This window comes from Arthrobacter sp. STN4 (assembly GCF_024539665.1).
GTDB lineage: Bacteria > Actinomycetota > Actinomycetes > Actinomycetales > Micrococcaceae > Specibacter.
This window is the reverse complement of sequence record NZ_JAKZGX010000029.1, coordinates 1-24,394: the sequence shown is the minus strand read 5'-3', so window position 1 is coordinate 24,394 and position 24,394 is coordinate 1. Positions and strand designations below refer to the sequence as shown.

Genomic DNA, 24,394 nt, shown 5'->3' with positions numbered 1-24,394 from the left:
CCTGGTCGCCCAGCTCGTGGGTGATGCCCGGTCGCGGGGGTCGCGATCGACGGGGAGGGCGGGCTGCTCGCGCAGCTGACGAAGCTCGTCGTCGAGTCCGCGCTCGAGGGTGGGATGACCGCGCACCTTGGCTACGGGAAGCACGAACGTGTCGGCCAGGACGGTGCCGGGAACGCCCGCAACGGGTCCCGGTCCAAGACGTTGTTGACCAAGGCCGGCCCGATCGAGATCGATGTGCCGCGGGACCGGGCGGGCACGTTCACGCCGGCGATCGTCGTGAAGATCCGGGACGGGCAGGTCGCGAACCGACCCATCTACGTCGCCCTGGCGGTGACCGCGGAGGGCAATCGGGACATCCTCGGCCTGTGGGCCTGTGGGCCTGTGGGCCTGTGATGGCGGTGGGGGTGCGAAGTACTGGCTGCAGGTGCTCACCGAGATCCGCAACCGTGGCGTGGCTGACGTGCTGGTGGTGGTGTGTGACGGGCTGAAGGGGCTGCCCGAGTCGGTGGACACGGCGTGGGCGGACACGATCGTGCAGACCTGCATCGTGCACCTGATGCGCAACAGCTTCAAGTACTCCGCCCGGCAGGACTGGGACGCCATCTCACGGGCGCTCAAGCCTGACTACCAGGCCGCGACGGTCGCCGGGGCCGAGGACCGTTTCCTCGACTTCGAGGAGGCGTGGGGTGCGAAGTATCCCGCGGTGGTGAAGCTGTGGGAGACCGCGTGGGCCGAGTTCGTCCCGTTCCTGCAGTTCGACCGGGAGATCCGCCGGATCGTGTGCACGACCAACGCGATCGAGTCCGTGAACGCCCGGATCCGCAAGGCCGTCCGTGCCCGCGGCCACTTCCCGAACGAGCAAGCCGCACTCAAATGCGTCTACCTCGCCGTGATGGCCCTCGACCCCACCGGACGTGGCAGGGCCCGGTGGACCCAACGATGGAAGGGCGCGCTGAACGCCTTCGACATCGCATTCAACGGCCGGCTGTCCGCCCACAGCCACTAACCGAGATACACCGTTAAGTTGACAGTCCCGCCCCGCACCACCGTCACCACCCCCACCGGCCACCACTACATCACCACCGCACCGCCACTGCCCGGCCCCGCCAGGCAACACCCCACATGATGCCGACCGTCAGGCGGGGGAAAAGGTCAGCCGGTTACCCGCCGGCGAACGGCGGGAGGACGTCGACGACGTCGTCCGGGGCCAGCGCGGTGGCCAGGTTGCGCTGGGAAACCTCGTTGACCAGGAAGCTGCACCGTGTCAGCAGCTCGGAGAGTGGGGGAGTGCTCAATGAAGCAGACACCGGAAACGACTCGACCAGGAACTTCGAGAGGTCGCCGAGCGTGAAGGGCGCCGTCCCGGCCAACGCCGCCAGGTCCACCGCCTGCTCTTCAACACCCGTCGCCGCCGCGGCGGCGGCAAAAAATCGTACGTCCATTCTCAGCCTCCTATGGCGCTCATGCTGCGGTCGGGCTGGACAAAATCAGCGTCGCCCAGGCCCGGATGGCCCATGCCGTGGGCCTTCGGCTTCGCCCACATGGCGTCCTGCCAGCGGGCCGTGACAGCATCGTCGTCGGCCGGGGACGCCCCGGCACGCAGCAGGGCCAGCAGGTCTACTTCGGTGCGGGAAAACAGGCAGCTCATCACCTTGCCTTCGGCGGTGATGCGGGTGCGGCGGCAGTCGGCGCAAAACGGTTCGGTCACCGACGCGATGATGCCCACCGTGCCCAGGAGCTCCCCGGTGCCGGGGCGCCGGACCTCAAAGCGTTCGGCGGGGGCGCCGTCGCGTGCGCGGGGGTCGGGCGAGAGGGCGAAGCCGCGGCCAAGCAGGGCGCGGATTTCGGCGGCGGTGATCATGCCCTCGCGGGTCCAGCCGTGGTCGGCGTCCAGCGGCATCTGTTCGATGAACCGCAGCTCGCAGCCGCGTTCCAGGCACCAGTCCAGCAGCTCCACCGCATGGTGGTCATTGACGCCACGCATTAGCACGGCATTGACCTTGACCGGGGGCAGGCCGGCGGCAGCGGCGGCGTCAATGCCGGCCAGCACCTGGTCCAGGAACGGCCGTCGCGTGAGCTGGAGGAAGGCGTCGTGGTGCAGGGTGTCCATGGAGACATTCAGCCGCGTCAACCCGGCGTCGGCCAGGGCCTGGGCCTTGCGGGCCAGCCCCACGCCGTTGGTGGTCAGCGAAATGGGCAGCTCAGGATGGTTGGCGCGCAGCGCGGCAATGATGTCCACGAGATCTGCGCGCACCAGCGGTTCGCCGCCCGTCAGCCGCAGCTCGCGCACACCGAGGCGGTCCACGCCCAGCCCCACCAGCCGCACAATCTCGGCGGCAGTCAACAGCTTGTCCTTCTTCAGCCACTCCAGCCCGTTCTCGGGCATGCAGTATTGGCAGCGCAGGTTGCATTTGTCCGTCAGCGACAGGCGCATGTCCGTGGCCGTCCGGCCAAACTGGTCAAGCAGCCCGGCTGCCGGCCCCGGCGCCCCTGCTGCGGGGCGTGCGGGGGCTGCGCCGGGAACCGCCGGCATGCCCAATAGTGTGCGTCCCGTATCCATGCCACCACGCTACGCCATCGGCGCCATTTGGGGGCAGGCGGAGCTTTGCCCCGCCCGCGAAACTAGAATTGTGACATGGGGCTGCCGGACCTTGCCCCCAACGGAAGGGAAGCCATGGAGGCGCGTCGCAACTGGGGCTTGGCCGGAGTGGTGTGCACGGGCGTGGGCGTGGCGGCCGGTGAACTCATCGCCGCCGTGGTGAGCCCGTCGGCGTCGCCCGTGAGCGCCGTGGGGCAGGGTGTCATCGGCGCACTGCCCGGGGGCACCAAGGAATGGGCCATCCACCTCTTCGGAACCTCGGACAAAACCGTCTTCCTTGCCACCATGGTGGTGATCATGGCCGTGCTGGCCGCCGTCGCCGGGCTGCTCGAACGCACCCGCCGGGGTCTTGGCCTGGCCCTCATTGCGGTGTTTGGTGTCGCCGGGATCGTCGCGGTGGCCGCCCGGCCGGACATCTCCGGCATGGCGTTCGTGGCCCCCGTGGTTGCAGCCGGACTCGCGATGGTGCTGCTGGCCTGGGTCCGCAGCAGGTTCCTCGCGCCGTCGCTGGCACGGGTGCTGAAGGCGGAGTACGACGCCGGGAGGCGGGCCCGGGTTCCCGGCCCGCCTCCCGTGCCGGCCCCCGGAGATACGGCCCCCGAACCAACCGACCCGGCCGCGGGCGCCGGGCAGGGCACCACCCGCCGCAGCTTCCTCGGATACATGGGCGCCGGCGCGGCCGTGGCAGTGCTCGCCGGCGGTGCCGCGGTCATGCTGCGCAGGGCGTCGGTTGCGGTGGCGGGGCTGCGCGCGAAGGTCGTGCTGCCCCGCGCCCTCCGGCCCGCGCCGCCGGTCCCCGCCGCCGCAGTCCTGGACATTGCCGGCATCACCCCGCTGGTCACGGACCCCAACAATTTTTACCGCATCGACACGGCGCTGGTGGTCCCGGCCGTGAACTCCGATACGTGGAAGCTGACCGTGACCGGGCTGGTGGAGCATGAAATCACCATGGACTTTGCCCAGCTCCTGGCCAAGCCGATGGTGGAAAGCTATGTGACCATCGGCTGCGTCTCCAACGACGTCGGCGGGAACCTGGTGGGCAACGCCCGCTGGCTCGGCTGGCCGGTGCGGGAGCTGCTGGCCGAGGCCGGGGTGAAACCCGGGGCGGACATGGTCCTCTCGCGCAGCACCGACGGATTCACCGCCGGTACCCCGCTGGCGGCCATGACGGATGCCCGGAACGCCATGATCGCCGTGGGCATGGACGGCGCGCCGCTGCCGTTGGTGCACGGCTACCCGGCACGGCTCATAGTGCCGGGCCTGTATGGCTACGTCTCCGCCACGAAATGGCTGGCCGAGCTGAAGGTCACCACCTTCACCGCCGACCAGGGCTACTGGACGCCGCTGGGATGGAGCGCGCTCGGGCCGATCAAGACGGCGTCGCGCATCGACGTCCCGAACGCCGGTGCGACGCCCGCGGCCGGCCGGTATGTGGCAGCCGGCGTGGCGTGGTCGCCGGAGCGCGGCATCGCGGCCGTGCAGGTCCAGCTCGACGGCGGGCCCTGGCAGGGTGCCACGCTGGCGGCCGCGCTGAACAAGGACACCTGGGTCCAGTGGCAGGCACCCCTGGACCTCACGGCGGGGCACCACCAGCTGAAGGTCCGCGCCGTCGACGGGACCGGGGCCGTCCAGACAGGCGACATTGCCCCGCCCGCGCCAAACGGGGCCACGGGCTGGCACACGGTGGAATTCACCGCACGGTGACGGGCATCCGCGGGCGCGCCACCCCGCCGGGGGAGCCCCGGACGTCACCTAGGATGGGTCTAACGTCCGCCGCCGCATGTTGTTCCGGGAGGAAAACCGATGCGTAGAACAGTTGCAGAACACCAACAGGCCGTGCTTGAAATGCTGGGCCGCGCCTGGCAGGGCACCGGCGGTGTCCCGTTGTTGCACGACGCCGCAACCCGGGTTCCGCTGACCGGGCTGCCCGGGCGTGTGCTGGCTGCCGAACTGCTGGCGCCCATCGACCTGCCGCCGTTTGCCAACTCCCAGATGGACGGCTTCGCCATCCGGGTGGACCCGTCAGCGAAACAACCCCATAACATTGATTCCAGAAAATCAACCATCTACCGTGTGGCGAAAACGATCCCGGCCGGGATCCTGCCCCCGCCCCTGGAACCGGGCACCGCCGCCCCGATCATGACCGGGGCAATGCTCCCGGTGGGGGCCAACGCCGTGGTGCCCGTGGAGCAGGCCCGCCCGGCCGCCTTTCCGGCGGCAGGCGGCACGGTGAAGCTGCCGGCCACCCGGCCCGGCACCTTTGTCCGCGCGAAGGGCAGCGACCTCGCCGCCGGCAGCGTTGCCATCGCCGCAGGTACGCTGCTGAACGCCGCCCACATCGGCCTGGCTTCCGCCTTGGGCTGCAGTTCCCTGCCGGTGCGCCCGGAACCGCGGGTGCTCCTGGTGACCACGGGCGACGAAGTGTTGCTGCCGGGGGACCCCCGGGCCGCGGACGGCCTGCCGGAGGGGAGGATCTTCGACGCCAACATGGCGCTGCTGCGCGCCAACCTGGTGCAGGCCGGGGTTGAGGTGGTCCTGGCGCCCGTGGTCCGGGACGAGCCCCACGCGCTGCTGGAGGTGCTGGACGGGTATGTGGACAGTGTGGACCTGATCCTGTCCACCGGCGGCATCAGCGCCGGCGCCTTTGAAGTGGTGAAGCAGGCCCTGTCCGGGCTCGACGTGGACTTTGTCTCCCTGGCCCTGCAGCCGGGCGGGCCCCAGGCGCTGGGCACGTACAAGGGCGTGCCGTTCATCGGTTTCCCCGGCAACCCCGTCAGCGGCGTGGTCTCCTTTGAACTGTTCCTGCGCCCGGCGCTGACGGCGCTGCTGGGCGCCCCGGCACCGCGCCGGCGGGTCCTGGCAGCCCTGGAGAACGCGCTGGACTCGCCGGCCGGCAAGTACCAGGTCCGCCGCGGCGTGTACCAGGGCCCGGGGTTTGAATCCGCGGCCTCCGTGCGCGAGGTGGGCGGCCCGTCGTCGCACTTGCTGGGGGCCTTGGCCCAGGCCAACGCGCTCATTCACATCCCGGCGGGGGTCACGGAATTGCACGCCGGGTCAAAGGTGGAAGTATGGCTGTTGTGACTGATCCCCAGACCCCCGAATTAACCCACCTGCGCCACGACGGCACGGCCCACATGGTGGACGTCTCCGCCAAGGCCGCCACCGTCCGGGAGGCCACCGCCACCGGCACGGTGCACACGACCCCGGCGGTCATGGCGCTGCTGGGCGCGGGCGAGCTGCCGAAGGGCGACGCCCTGGCCGTGGCCCGCGTGGCCGGCATCATGGGCGCCAAAAAGACGCCGGAACTCATTCCCCTGTGCCACCCGCTGCCAATTTCCAAGGTCACGGTCGACTTTGGGCTCGGCGCCGCCGCCGTCACCATCACGGCCACCGTCAAGACCCGTGGCGTCACGGGCGTGGAGATGGAGGCGCTGACGGCCGTCTCCGTTGCGGCGCTGAGCGTGTACGACATGGTCAAGGCCGTGGACAAGCACGCCGTCATCTCCGGCATCCAGGTGCTGGCCAAGAGCGGCGGCAAGAGCGGGGACTGGACCGCCGGGCCCGCGGAGGTGGCGCAGTGAGTGCCTGCGAACCCGCTGCCGGGCCGGGCCGGGCCGGGGTGGTCATCGCCTCCACCCGGGCCGCCCTGGGCGTCTACGCGGACAAGACCGGGCCCGTCATCACCGGCTGGCTGCGGGAACACGGATTCGACGTCGCCGAGCCCGTGGTGGTGCCCGACGGCGCCCCCGTCGGCGCGGCCCTGCGCGCCCTGCTGGCGCAACGGCCCGCCGTCGTGCTGACCAGCGGCGGCACCGGACTGAGCCCCACCGACGAAACCCCGGAAATGACCCTGCCGCTGCTGGACCGCGAGGTCCCGGGCATCATGGAGGCCATCCGCGCAGCGGGCCTGGCCAAGACGCCCATGGCCGCCCTCAGCCGCGGGCACGCGGGCCTGGCGGGGCGGACGTTCGTGGTGAACCTGCCGGGCTCGCCGTCCGGCGTCATGGACGGGCTGGCCGTGCTTGATCCCCTCATCGGGCACATCTGCGAACAGGTGGGAGGCGGGCATGGACACTAACCTTGAGGTGGTCGCCGCGCTGCTGAGCTCCGCGCCGATCTCGGTGGACGCCGCCATGGCCGCCGTGGAATCGGACACGGCCGGTGCCGTGGTCAGTTTTAGCGGCATTGTCCGCAACCACGACGCCGGAAAGCAGGTGGCGCGGCTGTCCTACAGCGCCCATCCACTCGCCCAGGGCGTGCTCGATGCCGTGGTGGCCTCCGTTGCGGAGGGCGCCGCCGACCCCGACGGGCACCCCGTGCGCGTCTGGGTGGCCCACCGCGTGGGCCCGCTGGAAATCGGCGAGCCCGCGCTGGTTGCCGCCGTCGCCTCATCGCACCGGGCCGAGGCCTTCGCGGTGTGCTCGGAACTCGTGGAACGGATCAAGGCCGAGGTGCCGATCTGGAAGGAACAGTTCTTCACCGACGGCACGGCGGAGTGGGTGGGCGCCGGGGCGCTGCCCGACGCCGGCGCTGGGACGGCGGACAATCCGGGGGCTGAAAGCCAGTAGTCTTAAAAGCATGAGTGAAATGCTGAGGGTGGCCGTGCTCGGTGCCAAGGGACGAATGGGGGCAGCTGCCGTTGCGGCCGTCGGGGAAGCCGAGGGCATGGAGCTGGTGGCCGCGCTGGGCCGCAACGATCCCCTGGACAGGCTGGTGGAAAAGGGCGTGCAGGTGGTGGTGGACCTGACCGTCCCCACCTCCACGGAGGCCAACGTCCGCTTCGCCGTGGAACACGGGATCCACGCCGTGGTGGGCACCACCGGCTGGGATGCCGCACGCCTGGCTTCCCTGGCGGACCTGCTGGCCTCCCATCCCGCAACCGGGGTGCTGATCGCCCCCAACTTTGCCCTGGGCTCGGTGCTGGCCACCCACTTTGCCGCCAAGGCCGCAAAATACTTCGACTCGGTGGAGATCATCGAGCTGCACCACCCGCGCAAGGTGGACGCACCCTCCGGCACCGCGCTGCGCACCGCCGCGCTCGTGGCCAAGGCCCGCAGCGACGCCGGCGTCCCGGCCGCACCAGACGCCACGGAGACCGAACTCGACGGCGCCCGCGGCGCCTCGGTGGACGGCATCCCCGTGCACAGCGTCCGGCTCGCCGGCCTCGTGGCACACCAGGAGGTGCTGCTGGGCAGCCCGGGGGAAGCGCTGACCATCCGCCACGACTCCTTCAACCACGCCTCCTTCATGCCCGGCGTGCTGCTGGGCGTGCGCACCGTGGGGACACGCCCCGGACTGACCGTGGGCCTCGACGGCTACCTCGACCTTGAAGGCTGACCCCATGTCAAAGATAACAAGGCCCGGGATCCGCATCTCGAAGACGAAGGTCTGGGTGGCGCTGATCTGCCTGCTGCTGGTGTTTTACCTGGTGGTCATGTTCCAGCGCTCCTTCACGCTGATGTTCGTCTCCCCGGAGTGGCAGGCCAAGGCCATGGGCGCCGGCTACTTCCTCATCCCGCTCGTGGCCGCGTGGGCGCTCATCAAGGAAGTGCTCTTTGGCGCCCGCACCGAGAAGCTGGCCAACATCCTTGAGGCCGAGGGCGGCCTGCCGGTGGACAACCTCCCGCGCACGCCCGGCGGCCGGATCGTCCGCGCCGCCGCCGACGCCGAATTTGAAAAATATCGGCTGGAGGCTGAGGCCGCGCCCGGCGACTGGCGCTCCTGGTTCCGGCTCTCCTGCGCCTACGACGCCGCCGGGGACCGCAAGCGCGCCCGCAAGGCCATGCGCGACGCCGTCACCCTGTACCGTGCCGGCTGACGCAGCACTCCGGGCTGCCGGACGCGGCCTCCTCGCCGGCAGATCCCCGGGCCACGGCCGCACTACCCGACCCATGCAAGAGGCAGGACCAAGGTGACCAGCACCCACAACCCGGACGACGGCGTCGAACTTTCCTACGATGTGGTGGGGGAGGGCGACCCCATCCTGCTGCTCCACGGCAGCGCGCTCAGCCGCGCCATCTGGCGTGGCTTTGGCTACACCAAGGCATTGCGCGAAAACCACACCGTCATCACGATGGACCTGCGCGGGCACGGCCGCTCCGGCAAGCCGCACACCCAGGCGGCGTACGCCATGGACGTGCTCGTGGCGGACGCCCTGGCCGTGCTGGACGCCGCGGGTGCGCCACGGGCCCACATCGGCGGCTATTCGGTGGGCTCACGCATCGGCTACTCCCTGGCCGTGGCCGCCCCGGAGCGGCTGCTCTCGCTGACCACCCTGGGCGGGACCTACCGCATCCAGCCCGGAAGCGTGGGCAGGCTGTTTTTCCCCGGGTACGACGCCGCCCTCGGCTCCGGCGGCATGCCCGCCTTCGTTGCCGGCTGGGAGGCACAGATAGGCGGCCCGCTCGACCCGCAGACCAAGGCAGCCTTCCTGGCCAATGACGCGGCGGCCCTGCAGGCCTACTTCCGCCAGACGGAGGCCGAACCCGCCATCGCCGAGGCCGACGTGGCCGCCCTGGCCATGCCCGCCCTGCTGCTGGCCGGCACGGCGGACAGGGACCGGCTGGCGGACTCCCGGCGCGCGGCCGGCCTCATGCCCCATGCGCGGCTCGTGGAACTGCCCGGGCGCAACCACGGCACCACGCTGTTTCCCGCCCAGCCGGTCCTTGACGAATGGCTGCCGTTCCTGCAGGACGGCCGGTCGGCAGGCCGTCCATAACGTGGCGCGCGTTGAACGAATCGGCCCGGTAGCAGGTAACGTTTTACCCATGTCTGAGTCTGCTATTGCCACCCGCCCCTTTGGAACACTGGTGCCCGCCATGGTCACCCCCTTCACCGAGGACGGGGCAGTCGACTACAAGCAGGCAGCGGCGCTGGCCAACAAGCTGGTCGACGACGGCTGCGACGGCATCCTGGTCACCGGCACCACGGGCGAAACCTCCACCCTGACGGACGAGGAAAACCTGGGCATGTTCCAGGCCGTCCTGGACGCCGTGGGGGACCGGGCCCGCGTCATCGCCGGCACCGGCACCAATGACACCCGCCACTCCATCAGCCTGTCCCGGCGCGCCGCGGCCCTGGGCGTCCACGGCCTGCTGATCGTCACCCCTTACTACAACAAGCCCAGCCAGGCCGGCATCCAGGCGCACTTCACGGCCATTGCCGACTCCACCGATCTGCCCGTCATGCTCTATGACATCCCCGGCCGGGCCGGCGTGCCCATCGCCACCGAAACCATCATCAAGCTGGCCGACCACCCGCGCATCACCGCCCTCAAGGATGCCAAGGCCGACTTCAGCGCCACCACCCGCGTGCTCGCCAACACCGACCTCGACGTCTACTCGGGCGACGACGGACTGACCCTGCCGCTCATGGCCGCCGGCGCCGTCGGCCTGGTCAGCGTCAGCGCCCACGTGGCGCCGCAAAAGTTCCGTGCCCTCGTCGACGCCGCTGCCGCCGGCGACTTCGCCACGGCCCGCCGCCTCCACTTTGAGCTGGACCCGGTGGTGCGTGCCACCATGGGCCACATCCAGGGTGCCGTGTCGGTCAAGCAGATTCTCAAGTGGCAGGGAATCCTGCCCACCTCGGTGGTCCGCCTTCCCCTCGTGGAACCGGGTGCGGCCGAGATTGCCCTGATCAAGGCTGACCTTGCGGAAGCTGGAATGGAATTGTAGACATGACCCAAATGACCGAGCCCGGTCTGCTCGCCCCGCCCGCACTGGCGCCGGACACGCTGCGCATTGTCCCGCTCGGCGGCATCGGCGAGATCGGTCGCAACATGACCGTCTTTGAAATTGACGGCAAGCTGCTCATTGTGGACTGCGGGGTGCTCTTCCCCGAGGAGGACCAGCCGGGCGTGGACCTGATCCTGCCGGACTTTTCCTACATTGAGGACCGTCTGGAGGACGTGGTGGGCGTGGTGCTCACCCACGGCCACGAGGACCACATCGGCGCCGTGCCCTACCTGCTGCGCCTGCGCAACGACATTCCCCTGATCGGTTCGCAGCTGACGCTGGCCTTCGTTGAAGCCAAGCTCACCGAGCACCGCCTCAAGCCCTGGACGCTGACGGTCATGGAAGGCCAGGTGGAGCAGTTCGGCCCGTTCCAGTGCGAATTCGTCGCCGTCAACCACTCCATCCCGGACGCCCTGGCCGTGTTCATCCGCACGGGCGGGGGCACCGTGCTGCACACCGGCGACTTCAAGATGGACCAGCTGCCGCTGGACGGCCGGCGCACCGACCTGCGCCACCTGGCCCGCCTGGGCGAGGAAGGCGTGGACCTTTTCCTGGTGGATTCCACGAACGCCGACGTACCCGGCTTCACCACCAGCGAGGCGGAGATCGGACCGACGCTGGAGGCGCTGTTCGGCCAGGCCGACAAGCGCATCATCGTGGCCAGCTTCTCCTCCCACGTCCACCGGGTCCAGCAGGTCCTCAACGCCGCCGTGCAGCACGACCGCAAGGTGGCCTTCGTGGGCCGCTCCATGGTCCGCAACATGGCCATTGCCGCGAAGCTGGGCTATCTGTCCGTGCCGGACAACGTGCTGGTGGACCTGAAAAACGTCAACCAGCTGCCGGACAGCCAGGTGGTGCTCATGTCCACCGGGTCCCAGGGCGAACCCATGGCCGCCCTGTCCCGCATGGCCAACGGGGACCACAAGATCGCGGTGGGCCAGGGCGACACCGTCATCCTGGCGTCCTCGCTGATCCCCGGCAACGAAAACGCCGTGTTCCGGATCATCAACGGCCTGCTCAAGCGCGGCGCCGACGTCATCCACAAGGGCACGGCCAAGGTGCACGTCTCCGGGCACGCAGCGGCCGGGGAGCTGCTGTACTGCTACAACCTCGTGGAGCCCAGGAATGTCATGCCGGTGCACGGGGAAACCCGCCACCTGATTGCCAACGGCAGGATCGCGCAGTCCTCCGGTGTGCCGGCCTCGAATGTGCTGTTGACCGGCGACGGCGCGGTGATCGACCTGGCCGCGGGCCGGGCGAGGATCGTCGGCCAGGTCGAATGCGGCTTCGTGTACGTCGATGGCCAGAGCGTGGGCGAAATCACCGACGAGGACCTCAAGGACCGGCGCATCCTTGGCGATGAAGGATTCATCTCCATCATCACCGTCGTCAACCGCTCCACGGGCAAGATCGTCTCCGGCCCGGACATCCACGCCCGGGGCATGGCCGAGGACGACGCCGTCTTTGACGAGATCAAGCCCAGGATCGCCGCCGCACTCGAGGAAGCCGTCACGGCCAGCACGGACCACACCACCCACCAGCTCCAGCAGGTGGTGCGCCGGGTGATCGGCACCTGGGTCAACCGCAGGCTCCGCCGCCGCCCCATGATCATCCCGGTGGTCCTGGAGGCCTAGCCCGCCACCACTGCCGCCGGGAGCGGAAATCCGCGGAAAGTTGCGCCAAACAAGGTAGCTTTAAGGTTATGGCGACTCGTTCTTCCCCCGCTCGCGCGTCCGCCGGCAAGCAAGGTGGCAGTTCCACGCGCCCTGCGAAGACCGCCAAAATGCCGAGCGCCCGCAGCAGGCAATCCGTTCCCGAACCGCAGCATGTCTGGCCGGTGCGCTTTGCCGTCGGCATCTGGCAGGGGCTCGGACACCTCGTCGGCGGGGCGGTGCGCCGCATGGGCGCCGACGTCAGCGGCATCGCCCACGAGGAGCGGCGCGACGGCAGCGGGCTGTTCTTCATCCTGCTCGCGGCCCTGATCGCCACCTTCGAGTGGTGGGGCCTGGCCGGCGGCCTGGCCGACGCCGTCCACGGCGTCTTCCAGGGGACCTTCGGCTGGTTCGCGGCCATGTTGCCGCCCATGTTGCTGATCTTTGCCATCCTGGTCTTCCGCCAGCCGGGCAATGTCCGCGCCAACAACCGGGTGGCCATCGGGTTTTCCCTCATGATCATTTCCGGCTGCGCCCTGGCCCACGTGGCCGGCGGCATGCCGGACGCCGCCAGCGGCTTTGCCGGCGTCAGCCGGGCCGGAGGCATGGTCGGCATGATCGCCGGCGGCCTGGTCGCCGCGGCCAGCCCCGTGCTGGCCATCGCCGTGTTCTCCATCCTGGCCTTCTTCAGCGTCCTGATCCTCACGGCCACGCCCCTGCGCCACATCCCGGACCGGCTGCGGGCGCTCTACACGCAGCTGGTGGGTGCGGGCCCGCAATACGATCCCGCGGACAACGGCCACGACCAGAGCTACCTGTACGACCGTGACGGCCTCCCCAAGGAGAAGAAGTCCCGGGCCCTGCGCGGCCGCAAGAAGGCCGCCGCCGAGGCCCTGGAAGCCGGCCGTGACACCGACGGTGCGTTCGAGACCGCGCTGGTGGACGCGGACGACGACGATGCCCTGCCCACGGTGCCGGCCGCGCCTTCCCTGCCACCGGGCGTCCGGCGCCCCACGCGTGACGAGCTGGCCGCGGACAAGATCAAGGCACGCCAGGGGCTGCCCACCACGGCCGGCGGCCGTGGGGCCGCTGACGGCCACGGCCCCGAGGCGGTCACCGAGGCCATCGGGATCGTCGCCGCCAACGCCGCAACCCACGCCATCCCGGCCGCTCCCACCACCTTGCCCGCGCCCATTCCGGCACGGTCGGAACAACTGCAGCTCTCCGGCGACGTCACCTACACCCTGCCGGGATCGGAGTTCCTGCCGGCCGGTCCGCCAGGGAAGGAAGCCACGGAGGCGAACGACGCCGTCGTGGCCGCGCTGACCGACACCCTGAACCAGTTCAACGTGGACGCGGCCGTCACCGGTTTCAGCCGCGGCCCCACCGTTACGCGGTACGAAATTGAGCTGGCCCCGGGCACCAAGGTGGAGCGGGTCACCGCCCTGAGCAAGAACATCTCCTACGCGGTGGCGTCCTCGGACGTGCGCATCCTCAGCCCCATCCCCGGCAAGAGCGCCATCGGCATTGAAATCCCCAACGCGGACAAGGAAATCGTGGTGCTCGGCGACGTGCTCCGCTCCGCCAACGCCCGCCGCACCGACCACCCCATGGTGATGGGCGTCGGAAAGGACGTCGAGGGCGGCTTCGTCGTGGCGAACCTGGCAAAGATGCCCCACCTGCTCGTGGCCGGCGCCACCGGCGCCGGAAAGTCTTCCTTCGTCAACTCCATGATCACCTCCATCCTTATGCGGGCCACGCCCGACGAGGTCCGCATGGTCATGGTGGACCCCAAACGGGTGGAACTGACCGCCTACGAAGGCGTGCCGCACCTGATCACCCCCATCATCACGAACCCGAAGAAGGCCGCCGAGGCGCTCCAGTGGGTGGTGCGGGAGATGGACCAGCGCTACGACGACCTCGCCAACTACGGCTTCAAGCACATTGACGAGTTCAACAAGGCCGTCAAGGCCGGCAAGGTCCACCCGCCCGTGGACTCCAAGCGCGTCATCCGCCCGTACCCGTACCTGCTGGTGATCGTGGACGAGCTCGCCGACCTGATGATGGTGGCCCCCCGCGACGTGGAGGATTCCATTGTCCGCATCACCCAGCTGGCCCGTGCCGCCGGCATCCACCTGGTGCTGGCCACCCAGCGCCCGTCCGTGGACGTGGTGACCGGCCTGATCAAGGCCAACGTCCCGTCCCGCATGGCGTTTGCCACCTCCTCCGTCACCGACTCCCGCGTGGTCCTGGACCAGCCCGGCGCCGAGAAGCTGCTGGGCCAGGGTGACGCCCTGTTCCTGCCCATGGGCAAGTCCAAGCCCATGCGCGTCCAGGGCGCCTGGGTCACGGAGGCGGAAATCAAGCGCGTCGTGGACCACGTCAAGGGCCAGCTCACCGTCCACTACCGCGACGACGTGGCCGTGGAAGCGCCCAAGAAGCAGATCGACGACGACATCGGGGACGATCTGGAGGTGCTGCTGCAGGCCACCGAACTGGTGGTCACCACGCAGTTCGGTTCCACCTCGATGCTCCAGCGCAAGCTGCGCGTCGGTTTCGCCAAGGCCGGGCGCCTCATGGACCTGCTGGAGTCCCGGGGTGTGGTGGGCCCGTCCGAAGGCTCCAAGGCCCGCGACGTCCTCGTCAAGCCCGACGACCTTGCCGCCACCCTCGCCGCCATCCGCGGCGACGGCCCCGTGCCGGCCAGTCCGGGCGGCGACGGGGAGCCCGACGGCGGCGAGGCGCCCGCCGTCGACCCGATGACCGCGGCCCTGGCGGAGAACGCGAACGCCAACCATGGCTGGGGCACCGACCTGGTGGCCGAGGACCTGGCCGGCCGTCCCGAAGCCGTGGACTACTACGACGGGGACGACTCCGACGACGACGGCGAGGACGCCTGGTCGCTGACGGGCCGGTAGGCCCGCCTAGCTGCCCGGCACGGAATGGCGATAGCCTTGCACCGTGACCGATAACGCCGCGCCCGTGCCTGCCAGCCCTTCAAACTGGAACCTGCCCAACGCCCTGACCCTGCTGCGCATCGTGCTGGTGCCGTTCTTCATCTGGTTCTTCCTGGCCGACGACGGCCGCTACGGCTGGTGGCGCTGGGCGGCCGTGGTGGTGTTCCTGGTTGCCATCTACACCGACAAGCTTGACGGCGACATCGCCCGGGCACGCGGGCTCATCACGAGCTTTGGCAAGATCGCGGACCCGATCGCGGACAAGCTGCTGATTGGCTCGGCCCTCATCATGCTGTCCGCCACGGGGGAGCTGTGGTGGTGGGTCACCATTGTGATGCTGGTCCGGGAAGTCGGCATCACGGCCCTGCGGTTCGTGGTGATCCGCTACGGCGTCATGGCCGCGTCCAAGGGCGGCAAGCTCAAGACCGTGCTGCAGACGGTGGCCATATTTGTCTACCTGCTGCCGGTCACCCCGGCCACGCCGTGGCTGTCCGTCGTCGCGCTGGTCATCATGCTGGCCGCGCTGGCCGTCACCGTGGTCACGGGGGCCGACTACCTGATCAAGGCCGTGCAGCTGCGCAACGCCGGCCGCGGGGCTAAGTAGCCGTGGCGGTTCCGGGCATGGACCTGGCCGCCCTGGTGGCCGACGCCACGGCGGCGGGCCTGAGCGTGGCGACTGCGGAGTCCTTGACAGGCGGGCTGCTGGCGGCCACCCTGGTCGACGTGCCGGGCGCGTCCGGCATGCTCAACGGCGGCGTGGTCGCCTACCAAAACGAGGTCAAGGTGCGCGCGCTGGGCGTCCCCTCCGAACTTTTGGCCGAACACGGCGCGGTCGATGCCCGGGTGGCCTGCGCCATGGCCCTGGGCGCCTGCCATGTGGCGGGCGCCCGGGTGGGCCTGTCCACCACCGGGGTGGCCGGCCCCGAGCCGCACCAGGGCAAGGCCGTGGGGCATGTGTTCATCGGCGTGGCCATCGACGGGGAGGTGCAGGCCTACGAATACCACTTTGGCGGTGACCGGGCCATGGTCCGCCAGCAGGCTGTCGACGAGGCACTTGCGCTGCTCCACCAGGTGGTCGCCGCGGCCCGGGAACAAAAGTTGTGACCGAATAGTTAGTGATAGTGAACGCATTGGTTGGTGTATGCCCCTAGGATGGGATGACCAACTGGGGTGTGGCCTTTTCGGAACAGCCGAAGAGGATAAATATAAATTGCGAGGAGCAAGGCGATAACGATGGTGAAACAACCCGTATCCGTAAACGGCGTGGTGCGCTGGCGGGATGTGGGTTTGGCGGATGAGGCAAAGCATCAGCAGAAGGAGCGCAAAATGGTGGTTCTACGCCACGAGATTGGAGACGTCCTTCGGGATGTACGCCAGCGTCAAGGCCGCACACTCCGCGAAGTCTCACACAACGCACGCGTCTCACTCGGCTACCTGAGCGAGGTGGAGCGCGGGCAGAAGGAAGCTTCGTCCGAGCTGCTGTCCTCAATCTGCTCTGCCTTGGATGTGCCCCTCTCACTCATGCTCCGTGAAGTGAGCGACCGTTTGGCCATCGCCGAAGGCGTGGCCGTCCCGGACACCGTTCCGCAGGAGTTCGCGGCCCGCTATGGCCGCGACCTCAACGAGGAACTCTCCGACGAACTGCGCAAGGGACTCATGTCCAACGCCTACTAGGCGCCCACGGCGCCTGGACCGGCACTTGCCGAATAAGGCTGCCGCCCCGGCCGCCAACCGGAACGCGGCCCCGAGTTTAGTTTTAGTCAAGCCCCGCGGTGTGTGGGCTTGAGACGAAAAGCGGCCCCCGCCCCCTGGGCGGGGGCCGCTTTGCTGCGTCAGGGCAAGTGCTCAGCGGGCGGCGTCGTCGTTGAGCCTGGCGATAAGCTCCGCCAGGGTGGTGAGGTCCTTGGGGTCCCAATGGGCCAGCAGGCTGTGGAAGGCCCGCTGCCGGCCGTCATGGACCTCGCGCATCTTGGCCAGGCCCTGGGGCGTGAGCTCAATCAGCTGGGCCCGCCCATCGCGGGGGTCCGCTTCCTTGCGGACGAGCCCCACGCTTTCCAGAAAGCTGATCTGCCGGCTCACCGACGGCTTCCCCACACCAATGCACCGGGCCAGCTCCGTCAGGCGCATGCCGCCCTGTTTCAGGAGGACGGACAGCAGCCCGTAGGCGGCCGGCTCAAGGTCGGGGTGCACGCTGCGGGACAGGGAGTGGCTCGTGGCGCGGGCACGGCGCCACAAGAGGCTCAGCTCAACTTCCAGTACCTCAATGGCCGCCTGGGTCTCGGCGGGGAGGGGCGGACTGGCGTTGCCGTCCGGCGCAGCTTCTGTGGTCATGGCCCAAGTCTAGCTATTCGCCGCCTGCCGGCAGGCCCGGCCGTGCGAGAATGGAACTGTGCGAGTAAGCGAATTTTGGCGATTGATGGACGACGAGTTCACCCCGGGGTATTCCCGGGTGCTGGCCAGGGAACTGCACCTGACGGGAGTGGGCGGGAAGACGGCCCTGGATGCCCTCTCGGCCGGGTACGATCCCCGGGAGGTCTGGCTGGAAGTGTGCCAGATGCAGGACGTGCCGCAGTCGCGGAGGCTGGGGCGCGACATCCCCGTGAAGAAATAGCAGCACCCCCGACGGCGACACGCCGCACCGGGACTCGAAGATCTATTCGAGCACGCCTACAATTGAAACGGCGGGTATGGCGGGGACGAACAAGTTTTCCACATATTCGGCCGCAGGGCCGGACCGGACCGGACAATGTCAGAGCCTTGAACTAGCGTTTTAAGTAATTAAACCAACACCCGCCGGCTGCGCACCACGAGCAGCCCGGACGGGGCCGATGAATCGGCACAGATGAAAGACCGAGGTGAACCATGGCTGCTCCTGCAGACCGTGAAAAGGCGCTGGCCGCAGCACTGGCCCAGATCGACAAACAGTACGGCAAGGGTTCGGTCATGCGGCTGGGCGACGACGTCAGGGCCCCGATTGAAGTCATCCCCACCGGCTCCATTGCCCTGGACGTCGCCCTGGGCATTGGCGGGCTGCCCCGTGGCCGCGTCGTGGAGATCTACGGTCCGGAATCGTCGGGTAAGACCACCGTGGCCCTGCACGCCGTGGCGAACGCGCAGAAGAACGGCGGCATTGCGGCGTTCATCGACGCCGAGCACGCCCTGGACCCGGACTATGCCGCCAAGCTCGGCGTGGACACCGACGCCCTTCTGGTGTCGCAGCCGGACACGGGCGAGCAGGCCCTGGAAATCATGGACATGCTGATCGGCTCCGGCTCCCTGGACGTCATCGTCATCGACTCCGTGGCAGCACTGGTCCCGCGCGCCGAAATTGAAGGCGACATGGGCGACAGCCACGTCGGCCTGCAGGCCCGGCTCATGAGCCAGGCGCTGCGCAAGATCACCGGGCGCCTGAGCCAGACCAAGACCACCGCCATCTTCATCAACCAGCTGCGCGAAAAGATCGGCGTGTTCTTCGGCAGCCCGGAGACCACCACGGGCGGAAAGGCGTTGAAGTTCTACGCCTCCATCCGCATCGACGTCCGCCGCATCCAGACCCTGAAGGAAGGGTCCGACGCCGTCGGAAACCGTACCAAGGCCAAGGTCGTCAAGAACAAGATGGCGCCGCCCTTCAAGATTGCCGAGTTCGACATCATCTACGGCCAGGGCATTTCCCGCGAAGGCGGGATTATCGACATGGGCGTGGAGCACGGCATCATCCGCAAGTCGGGATCATGGTTTACCTATGACGGGGACCAGCTGGGGCAGGGCATGGAGAATTCCCGCCGTTTCCTGCGCGACAACCCGGAACTCGCCGCGGAACTCGAGCGCCTGATCAAGGAGAAGCTGGGTGTGGGCGTCGCTGCTGAACCTGAAGCGGAGGCAGCACCGAAGCTGAAGGCCGTCGACGGCTTCTAGGCACCCCGTGAACACCAGACGCCCCGGCCCGGAACCGGAACAGGACCCCGACGCCAACCCGGCGTCGGTGGCCCGGTCCGTCATCCTGCGCCAGCTGACCAACTCGCCCAAGAGCCGGTACCAGCTGGCCCGGAAACTGGCCGAACGGCATGTCCCCGAGGACGTTGCGGAGGCGGTGCTGGACCGCTTCGAGGAAGTCAAGCTTGTCGACGACGCCGAATTCGCCCAGCTCTGGGTGCGCAGCCGGGCCCGCAACAAGTCGATGGCCCGTGGGGCACTTAAGCGTGAACTGGCCGAGAAGGGGATCGCCCCGGAGCTGGCCGAGGAAGCGCTGGCCCAGGTCAGCGACGAAGACGAGGCGGACAACGCCGAAGCCTTGGTGCGCCGGAAGCTGCGCGGGTCCATGGACCTGGCCGACCGGGACGAGCGCGAGAAGTACACGCGCCGCTGGGTGGCCATGCTTGCGCGCAAGGGTTTCAGCCCGGCGGCGGCCTTTGCCGTGGTGGGCCGGCTCATCGATGAACACCTGGATGGCGAATCACCGCAGTAATTGCCGCCAAATCCGGGCCGGCCGCAGTTATGCTGGCCACCTATGATTAGTTTTCCGCGTCGAGGAGTGAGTGTCCTGGCAGCCGCAGCAGCTGCCGGGTTGATCGTGGTTTCCGGAGTTTCCGCCAGCCCCGTCCAGGCCGACGACGGACCGCCCAGCGGATACCCCACCTGGTCCGACGTGCAAAAGGCGAAGGGAAACGCCGCCGCCACGCAGGCGGAAGTGGTGAAAATCAACGGGCTGCTGGCCAGCCTGTCCGCCGAATCCGACACCCTCGGCACCGCCGCCGTCCAGGCCGGCGCCGTCTACGCCGCCACCCAGGCGAAACTGGACACGGTCACCGGCCAGGTGAACGTCCTGCGGGCCCAGGCCGGCCGGGCGGAAAAGCAGGCCCGCGGCTACGAGCAGGACGTGGCGGCCGTGGCCGTGCAAAGCTACAAGTCCGGCGGGGCCAACCTCGGCATCTTCGACACCCTGGCCACCCTGGGCTCCAGCAATGCGCTGCAGGGCCTGGGCCTGCTGGCACAGGTGGGGGAACAGACCGCTGACCGTGCCGTCAGGGCCAAGGATGCCACGGCCGTGGCGGACGCGCTCACCAAGTCGCGCCAGTCGGCAGAAGCTGAGCAGGCCACCCTGACGGCGGCATCGAAATCCGCGCTGGCAGCCGCCGTTGCGGCCCAGCAGGCCGTCGCCAACCAACTGGCTGCCCGGAAAAAGGACAGCGTCACCCTGAATGCGCAGCTGGCGTCGCTGAACCACACCACGGCCGCCGTCGAAAAGAAGTACCGCCAGGGCCAGGAGGCGCTGGCAGCCTACGAGGCCGCACAGGAAGCCAAGCGCCGGGCCGCCGCGGCTGAGGCGGCACGGGAGGCCGCCGCCGCCCAGGCTGCGGCAGCTGCGGCAGCCGCGCAGCAGCAGGCCAACCAGGCAGCGCCGGCACCGCAGGCCGCCCCGGCCACCTCCGGTTTCATCCCGGTGGCGGTCCTGCTGCCGAACATCCCCGGCGGCGCCGTCAACGACCCCGCCGGGGCACAGGCCTACGCCGCGTCCCGGCTGGGTGGCTACGGCTGGCCGCAAAGCCAGTTCCAGTGCCTGCTCCAGCTCTGGAACCAGGAGTCCGGCTGGCTGACCAACGCCACCAACCAGAGCAGCGGGGCCTACGGCGTCGCCCAGGCACTGCCTCCCGGCAAGTACTCCGACACCGGCGCCGACTGGCTCACCAACTACCGCACCCAGATCGACTGGGGCCTGGGCTACATCAGCAACCGCTACGGTTCCCCGTGCGGCGCCTGGGCCCACGAGGTGTCCAACAACTGGTACTGACGGACCCCGGGCAGGCATTTAGCGCCTTTCCCCGGCAGGACTTAAGCTTGATGGGTGAGCCTGACCCTAGACAGCGTTGATTCTTCCGCCACCTCCAGCCGCCCCCGCACCTACCAGGTGCGCACCTACGGTTGCCAAATGAACGTCCATGATTCCGAACGCATGGCCGGCCTGCTCGAGGCAGCCGGCCTGGTGTCCCTGGCCGACGCCGGCGACGCGCCGGTGCGCGACGGCCACGGCGAGCCCGTGCCCGACGTGGTGGTGTTCAACACCTGTGCCGTGCGCGAAAACGCGGACAACAAGCTCTACGGCAATCTCGGGATGCTCGCCCACATCAAGGAAACCAACCCCGGCATGCAAATTGCCGTCGGCGGCTGCCTGGCGCAGAAGGACCGCGACAACATCCAAAAGCGCGCCCCCTGGGTGGATGTGGTCTTTGGCACGCACAACGTCGGAGCCCTGCCGGTCCTGCTGGAACGCGCCCGCCACAACGCCGACGCCCAGATGGAAATCCTGGAATCCCTGGACGTGTTCCCTTCCACGCTGCCCACCCGCCGCGACGCCGTCTACTCCGGCTGGGTCAGCATCTCGGTGGGCTGCAACAACACGTGCACCTTTTGCATCGTGCCCTCCCTGCGCGGCAAGGAACGCGACCGCCGCCCCGGGGAAATCCTGGCCGAGATCCAGGCCCTCGTGGACGACGGCGCCATCGAGGTCACGCTGCTGGGCCAGAACGTGAACTCGTACGGCGTGGAGTTTGGCGACCGGCTGGCCTTTGGCAAGCTGCTGCGCGCCTGCGGCGGGATCAAGGGGCTGGAGCGCGTGCGCTTCACCAGCCCGCACCCGGCCGCGTTCACCGACGACGTCATCGCCGCCATGGCCGAAACCCCCAACGTCATGCCCCAGCTGCACATGCCGCTGCAGTCCGGCTCGGACAAGGTCCTCAAGGACATGCGTCGTTCGTACCGCTCGGCGAAATTCCTGGGCATCCTGGAGAAGGTGCGCGAAAAGATGCCGGACGCGGCCATCTCCACCGACATCATCGTCGGCTTCCCCGGGGAAACCGAGGAGGATTTCCAGGCCACGCTCGACGTCGTCGAAAAGTCACGCTTCGCCACCGCCTTCACCTTCCAGTACTCCAAGCGCCCCGGCACCCCCGCAGCGGACCTGCCGGACCAGCTGCCCAAGGAAGTGGTGCAGGAACGTTTCCTGCGCCTGACCGCGCTGCAGGACAGGATCGCCGCCGAGGAAAACGCCCGGCAGGTGGGCCGCACCGTGGAGGTCATGGTCACGGCGCAGTCTGGCCGCAAGGCCGCCGAAACGCACCGGCTGTCCGGCCGCGCCCAGGACCAGCGCCTGGTCCACTTCAGCGTCCCCGAGGGCGCCACGGCGCCGCGCCCGGGCGACGTCGTCACCGTCACCATCACCGGGGCTGCGGCCTTCCACCTGGTGGCGGACCCGTCACCGGCGGACTACCGGCTGCGCCGCACCCGGGCCGGCGACGCCTGGGACCTGGCCCAGGCCGAATCCTGCGGCGCACCGGCCCCGGGCGCCGGCACGTCCGCCGGGGGCCGGCAGGCAGTGTCCCTGGGCATGCCTGCGCTGCCCGTGCGCAGCGCGTGAGCCCAGCCGGCGCGCCGCGGGCCGGCCGCAGGGACGCGGTGCCGCCCGTTGTCGCCGTCGTCGGGCCCACGGGTTCGGGCAAGTCGGAGCTGGCCCTGCAGCTGGCCGAACGGTTCAACGGTGAGGCCGTCAACGCCGACTCCATGCAGTTCTACCGCGGCATGGACATCGGCACCGCCAAGCTGCCGCCGGCCGAACGCCGCGGCATCCCGCACCACCTGATGGATTTTCTCGGCGTCCGGGAAGACACCACGGTGGCCGGGTTCCAGGCGATGGCGCGCGCCGCCGTCGCGGACATCCAGTCCCGCGGGAAGCTGCCCATCCTTGTGGGCGGCTCCGGGCTGTACGTGCGCGCCGCCGTGGACGTGCTGGAATTCCCCGGCACGGATCCGGGCGTGCGTGCCCGCCTGGAAGCGGAGCTCGACGCCGGCGGGCCGGACGCGTTGGCCGCCCGCCTGGCCCGCGTGGATCCGGTGTCGGCGGCCCGCATCAGCGACGGCAGGCGGCTGGTCCGCGCCCTGGAAGTCCACGAACTGACGGGCCGCCCGTTCAGCTCCTTCATGCCGGAGCGGCAGTACGTCCAGCCGACGCTGCAGATCGGGCTCAACGGCGACCGGGCCGCCTTGCACCAACGGCTGGCGGCCCGCGTCGACGCCATGGTCGCCGCCGGGCTGGAAGAGGAGGTGCGGGCCCTCATCCCGCAGGGCCTGCGGGAAGGCCGGACCGCGCGCAAGGCGCTGGGCTACCAGCAGTTCCTGCGCGTCATCGACGGCACTTCCACGGTGGAGCAAGCCGCCGGGGACACCGTCACGGCCACGCGGCAGTTTGCGCGCCGCCAGCTGACCTGGTTCCGCGCCGACCCCCGCGTCCAGTGGCTCGATTGGTCACAACCGGACCTCGCCGCGGCTGCCGCGGCGCTCGTGGACCGCGTTTGGGGCGGCACGGCAGCGGCAGGCGGGGAGTCCGGCGTCGAACCCCAGGTGCCTTAGTCTTAAACCATGACTGACACGCTTGGCACCCTGACCGGACTCCGCTTCGCCAAGGGGCACGGCACCGGCAACGATTTCGTCCTGGTGGCCGATCCCGACGGCGAACGCGAACTCGCCCCGGAGCAGGTCGCCCAGTTGTGCGACCGGCACCTGGGCATCGGCGCCGACGGGCTCATCCGCGCCGTCCGTTCCGTGCACCTGCCGGAGGGCGCGGCGCTGCTGGGGCAAAACCCGGACGCCGAATGGTTCATGGACTACCGCAATGGCGACGGCTCGCTGTCGGAGATGTGCGGCAACGGCGTGCGCGTCTTTGTGCACTTCCTCATCAACCAGGGCCTGGCCGTCCTGGCCGAGGGCGAGGCGATGACCATCGGCACCCGGGGCGGCCCCAAGGTGGTGTCCCGCACCGCCGGCGGCTACCGCGTGGACATGGGGCCGTGGGAGTTCATCTTCCCGCAACAGGCCCGCGAGCACGGCACGGATTCGCTGGTGGAGGCCGCCGGCCTGGAGGTGGCCCGCCCCGCCCTGTCGGTGGACATGGGCAACCCGCACACCGTGGTGGCGCTGGCCGACCGCGGAGAACTTGCGCGCACGGTCCTGGTGGATGCGCCGTCCGTGACCCCGCTTCCGCCCCACGGCACCAACGTGGAGTTTGCCGTGCCCGCCGAACCGCTGGTGACCGGCGACGTCGGCAACATCACCATGCGTGTCCACGAACGTGGCGTGGGGGAGACCATGTCCTGCGGCACCGGGGCGTGTGCCGCAGCGGCCGCGACCCGTTTCTGGGCCGGTGCCGACGCCCCGGACACCTGGGCCGTGGCGGTGCCCGGCGGCACCGTGGGCGTACGGTTCTTCGCCGCCCCCGACGGCCGCGAACACGTGGAACTGAGCGGGCCGGCAGTGATTGTGGCCGACGGGGTGCTCGCCTAGATGAGTAATTCCAAGTTGGTTAATGGTCGTAGGCGGTGAGTGAGCGGCGGATGGCTTGCCCGGTTTGGTCGTTGTGCCAGATCGCGGCGGTCATGGCCAGCAGGCGTTGGATGACGCGGGCGG

The 24,394-nt window shown here is 69.3% G+C and carries 24 protein-coding genes and 1 pseudogene; 22 read left to right on the top strand and 3 right to left on the bottom strand.

The window, feature by feature from the left end:
- Positions 1-36: 36 nt before the first annotated feature.
- Positions 37-1,006 (top strand): annotated as a pseudogene (locus MMF96_RS16430) (IS256 family transposase); the annotation flags it as partial.
- A gap of 154 nt (positions 1,007-1,160) precedes the next feature.
- Here the strand turns inward: MMF96_RS16430 and MMF96_RS16425 are convergent.
- Complete coding sequence (locus tag MMF96_RS16425; protein WP_256884174.1) at positions 1,161-1,442, bottom strand: MoaD/ThiS family protein; 282 nt, start codon at positions 1,440-1,442, stop codon at positions 1,161-1,163.
- A 2-nt stretch (positions 1,443-1,444) separates the two neighbouring features.
- A complete protein-coding gene (gene moaA, locus MMF96_RS16420; RefSeq protein WP_256884173.1) occupies positions 1,445-2,533 on the bottom strand; it encodes a GTP 3',8-cyclase MoaA in 1,089 nt (362 codons plus the stop codon).
- A 102-nt stretch (positions 2,534-2,635) separates the two neighbouring features.
- Here moaA and MMF96_RS16415 point away from each other — a divergent pair, with 102 nt between their 5' ends.
- The 14 genes from MMF96_RS16415 (at position 2,636) to MMF96_RS16350 (ending at position 16,615) form a co-directional block, all read left to right on the top strand.
- Complete coding sequence (locus tag MMF96_RS16415; protein ID WP_256884172.1) at positions 2,636-4,303, top strand: molybdopterin-dependent oxidoreductase; 1,668 nt, start codon at positions 2,636-2,638, stop codon at positions 4,301-4,303.
- A 99-nt stretch (positions 4,304-4,402) separates the two neighbouring features.
- The gene (glp, locus tag MMF96_RS16410) at positions 4,403-5,680 is read left to right on the top strand and encodes a gephyrin-like molybdotransferase Glp (RefSeq protein ID WP_256884171.1); all 1,278 of its coding nucleotides are present in this window, start codon (positions 4,403-4,405) and stop codon (positions 5,678-5,680) included.
- Positions 5,668-6,180: a cyclic pyranopterin monophosphate synthase MoaC gene (gene moaC, locus MMF96_RS16405; RefSeq protein ID WP_176617295.1), complete on the top strand. Its 513-nt coding sequence runs from the start codon at positions 5,668-5,670 to the stop codon at positions 6,178-6,180. The genes glp and moaC overlap by 13 nt, the downstream gene beginning before the upstream one ends.
- The gene (locus MMF96_RS16400; protein WP_176617296.1) at positions 6,177-6,677 is read left to right on the top strand and encodes a MogA/MoaB family molybdenum cofactor biosynthesis protein; all 501 of its coding nucleotides are present in this window, start codon (positions 6,177-6,179) and stop codon (positions 6,675-6,677) included. Before moaC ends, MMF96_RS16400 begins: the two co-directional genes overlap by 4 nt.
- A complete protein-coding gene (locus MMF96_RS16395) occupies positions 6,667-7,167 on the top strand; it encodes a molybdenum cofactor biosynthesis protein MoaE (RefSeq protein WP_256884170.1) in 501 nt (166 codons plus the stop codon). Before MMF96_RS16400 ends, MMF96_RS16395 begins: the two co-directional genes overlap by 11 nt.
- 10 nt (positions 7,168-7,177) lie before the next feature.
- Entirely contained in the window at positions 7,178-7,936 is a 759-nt protein-coding gene (dapB, locus tag MMF96_RS16390) for a 4-hydroxy-tetrahydrodipicolinate reductase (RefSeq protein WP_256884169.1), read from the top strand.
- A gap of 4 nt (positions 7,937-7,940) precedes the next feature.
- Positions 7,941-8,417: a hypothetical protein gene (locus MMF96_RS16385; RefSeq protein ID WP_256884168.1), complete on the top strand. Its 477-nt coding sequence runs from the start codon at positions 7,941-7,943 to the stop codon at positions 8,415-8,417.
- A gap of 93 nt (positions 8,418-8,510) precedes the next feature.
- The gene (locus MMF96_RS16380) at positions 8,511-9,317 is read left to right on the top strand and encodes an alpha/beta hydrolase (protein WP_256884167.1); all 807 of its coding nucleotides are present in this window, start codon (positions 8,511-8,513) and stop codon (positions 9,315-9,317) included.
- 49 nt (positions 9,318-9,366) lie between these two features.
- The gene (gene dapA, locus MMF96_RS16375; protein WP_176617301.1) at positions 9,367-10,272 is read left to right on the top strand and encodes a 4-hydroxy-tetrahydrodipicolinate synthase; all 906 of its coding nucleotides are present in this window, start codon (positions 9,367-9,369) and stop codon (positions 10,270-10,272) included.
- A gap of 2 nt (positions 10,273-10,274) precedes the next feature.
- Positions 10,275-11,966, top strand: coding sequence for a ribonuclease J (locus MMF96_RS16370; RefSeq protein WP_176617302.1), 1,692 nt, complete (start codon positions 10,275-10,277; stop codon positions 11,964-11,966).
- Between the two features lie 68 nt (positions 11,967-12,034).
- On the top strand, positions 12,035-14,902 hold the full coding sequence (locus tag MMF96_RS16365) for a DNA translocase FtsK (RefSeq protein WP_256884166.1): 2,868 nt from the start codon (positions 12,035-12,037) through the stop codon (positions 14,900-14,902).
- A gap of 43 nt (positions 14,903-14,945) precedes the next feature.
- On the top strand, positions 14,946-15,545 hold the full coding sequence (gene pgsA, locus MMF96_RS16360) for a CDP-diacylglycerol--glycerol-3-phosphate 3-phosphatidyltransferase (RefSeq protein WP_176617304.1): 600 nt from the start codon (positions 14,946-14,948) through the stop codon (positions 15,543-15,545).
- Between the two features lie 2 nt (positions 15,546-15,547).
- Positions 15,548-16,045 carry a CinA family protein gene (locus MMF96_RS16355; RefSeq protein ID WP_309145236.1) on the top strand — a complete coding sequence of 166 codons (498 nt, stop codon included), beginning with the start codon at positions 15,548-15,550 and terminating at the stop codon, positions 16,043-16,045.
- Positions 16,046-16,174: 129 nt separating this feature from the next.
- Positions 16,175-16,615 carry a helix-turn-helix domain-containing protein gene (locus MMF96_RS16350; protein WP_176617305.1) on the top strand — a complete coding sequence of 147 codons (441 nt, stop codon included), beginning with the start codon at positions 16,175-16,177 and terminating at the stop codon, positions 16,613-16,615.
- Between the two features lie 171 nt (positions 16,616-16,786).
- Here the strand turns inward: MMF96_RS16350 and MMF96_RS16345 are convergent, their stop codons facing one another.
- Positions 16,787-17,272, bottom strand: coding sequence for a MarR family winged helix-turn-helix transcriptional regulator (locus tag MMF96_RS16345; protein WP_256884165.1), 486 nt, complete (start codon positions 17,270-17,272; stop codon positions 16,787-16,789).
- 58 nt (positions 17,273-17,330) lie between these two features.
- Between MMF96_RS16345 and MMF96_RS16340 the strand changes: the two genes are divergently transcribed.
- From MMF96_RS16340 to dapF, 7 genes are all read left to right on the top strand, one after another.
- Positions 17,331-17,552: a DUF3046 domain-containing protein gene (locus MMF96_RS16340; protein WP_176617307.1), complete on the top strand. Its 222-nt coding sequence runs from the start codon at positions 17,331-17,333 to the stop codon at positions 17,550-17,552.
- A 251-nt stretch (positions 17,553-17,803) separates the two neighbouring features.
- Entirely contained in the window at positions 17,804-18,856 is a 1,053-nt protein-coding gene (gene recA, locus MMF96_RS16335) for a recombinase RecA (RefSeq protein WP_176617308.1), read from the top strand.
- A gap of 7 nt (positions 18,857-18,863) precedes the next feature.
- A complete protein-coding gene (locus tag MMF96_RS16330) occupies positions 18,864-19,406 on the top strand; it encodes a regulatory protein RecX (RefSeq protein WP_256884164.1) in 543 nt (180 codons plus the stop codon).
- Positions 19,407-19,472: 66 nt separating this feature from the next.
- Complete coding sequence (locus tag MMF96_RS16325) at positions 19,473-20,729, top strand: hypothetical protein (protein ID WP_256884163.1); 1,257 nt, start codon at positions 19,473-19,475, stop codon at positions 20,727-20,729.
- Between the two features lie 54 nt (positions 20,730-20,783).
- The gene (gene miaB / locus MMF96_RS16320; RefSeq protein ID WP_256884162.1) at positions 20,784-22,352 is read left to right on the top strand and encodes a tRNA (N6-isopentenyl adenosine(37)-C2)-methylthiotransferase MiaB; all 1,569 of its coding nucleotides are present in this window, start codon (positions 20,784-20,786) and stop codon (positions 22,350-22,352) included.
- Between the two features lie 38 nt (positions 22,353-22,390).
- Complete coding sequence (gene miaA, locus MMF96_RS16315; RefSeq protein ID WP_256884161.1) at positions 22,391-23,341, top strand: tRNA (adenosine(37)-N6)-dimethylallyltransferase MiaA; 951 nt, start codon at positions 22,391-22,393, stop codon at positions 23,339-23,341.
- A gap of 9 nt (positions 23,342-23,350) precedes the next feature.
- Positions 23,351-24,271, top strand: coding sequence for a diaminopimelate epimerase (gene dapF, locus MMF96_RS16310; protein ID WP_256884160.1), 921 nt, complete (start codon positions 23,351-23,353; stop codon positions 24,269-24,271).
- Positions 24,272-24,394: the final 123 nt, after the last annotated feature.

What these genes read in the sequence shown, in the direction of transcription:
- MMF96_RS16425 (WP_256884174.1), bottom strand. Translation starts at nt 1,442, where the DNA reads ATGGACGTACGATTTTTTGCCGCCGCCGCGGCGGCGACGGGTGTTGAA.
- moaA (WP_256884173.1), bottom strand. Translation starts at nt 2,533, where the DNA reads ATGCCGGCGGTTCCCGGCGCAGCCCCCGCACGCCCCGCAGCAGGGGCG.
- MMF96_RS16415 (WP_256884172.1), top strand. Translation starts at nt 2,636, where the DNA reads ATGGGGCTGCCGGACCTTGCCCCCAACGGAAGGGAAGCCATGGAGGCG.
- glp (WP_256884171.1), top strand. Translation starts at nt 4,403, where the DNA reads ATGCGTAGAACAGTTGCAGAACACCAACAGGCCGTGCTTGAAATGCTG.
- moaC (WP_176617295.1), top strand. Translation starts at nt 5,668, where the DNA reads ATGGCTGTTGTGACTGATCCCCAGACCCCCGAATTAACCCACCTGCGC.
- MMF96_RS16395 (WP_256884170.1), top strand. Translation starts at nt 6,667, where the DNA reads ATGGACACTAACCTTGAGGTGGTCGCCGCGCTGCTGAGCTCCGCGCCG.
- dapB (WP_256884169.1), top strand. Translation starts at nt 7,178, where the DNA reads ATGAGTGAAATGCTGAGGGTGGCCGTGCTCGGTGCCAAGGGACGAATG.
- MMF96_RS16385 (WP_256884168.1), top strand. Translation starts at nt 7,941, where the DNA reads ATGTCAAAGATAACAAGGCCCGGGATCCGCATCTCGAAGACGAAGGTC.
- dapA (WP_176617301.1), top strand. Translation starts at nt 9,367, where the DNA reads ATGTCTGAGTCTGCTATTGCCACCCGCCCCTTTGGAACACTGGTGCCC.
- MMF96_RS16370 (WP_176617302.1), top strand. Translation starts at nt 10,275, where the DNA reads ATGACCCAAATGACCGAGCCCGGTCTGCTCGCCCCGCCCGCACTGGCG.
- MMF96_RS16365 (WP_256884166.1), top strand. Translation starts at nt 12,035, where the DNA reads ATGGCGACTCGTTCTTCCCCCGCTCGCGCGTCCGCCGGCAAGCAAGGT.
- MMF96_RS16350 (WP_176617305.1), top strand. Translation starts at nt 16,175, where the DNA reads ATGGTGAAACAACCCGTATCCGTAAACGGCGTGGTGCGCTGGCGGGAT.
- MMF96_RS16345 (WP_256884165.1), bottom strand. Translation starts at nt 17,272, where the DNA reads ATGACCACAGAAGCTGCGCCGGACGGCAACGCCAGTCCGCCCCTCCCC.
- recA (WP_176617308.1), top strand. Translation starts at nt 17,804, where the DNA reads ATGGCTGCTCCTGCAGACCGTGAAAAGGCGCTGGCCGCAGCACTGGCC.
- dapF (WP_256884160.1), top strand. Translation starts at nt 23,351, where the DNA reads ATGACTGACACGCTTGGCACCCTGACCGGACTCCGCTTCGCCAAGGGG.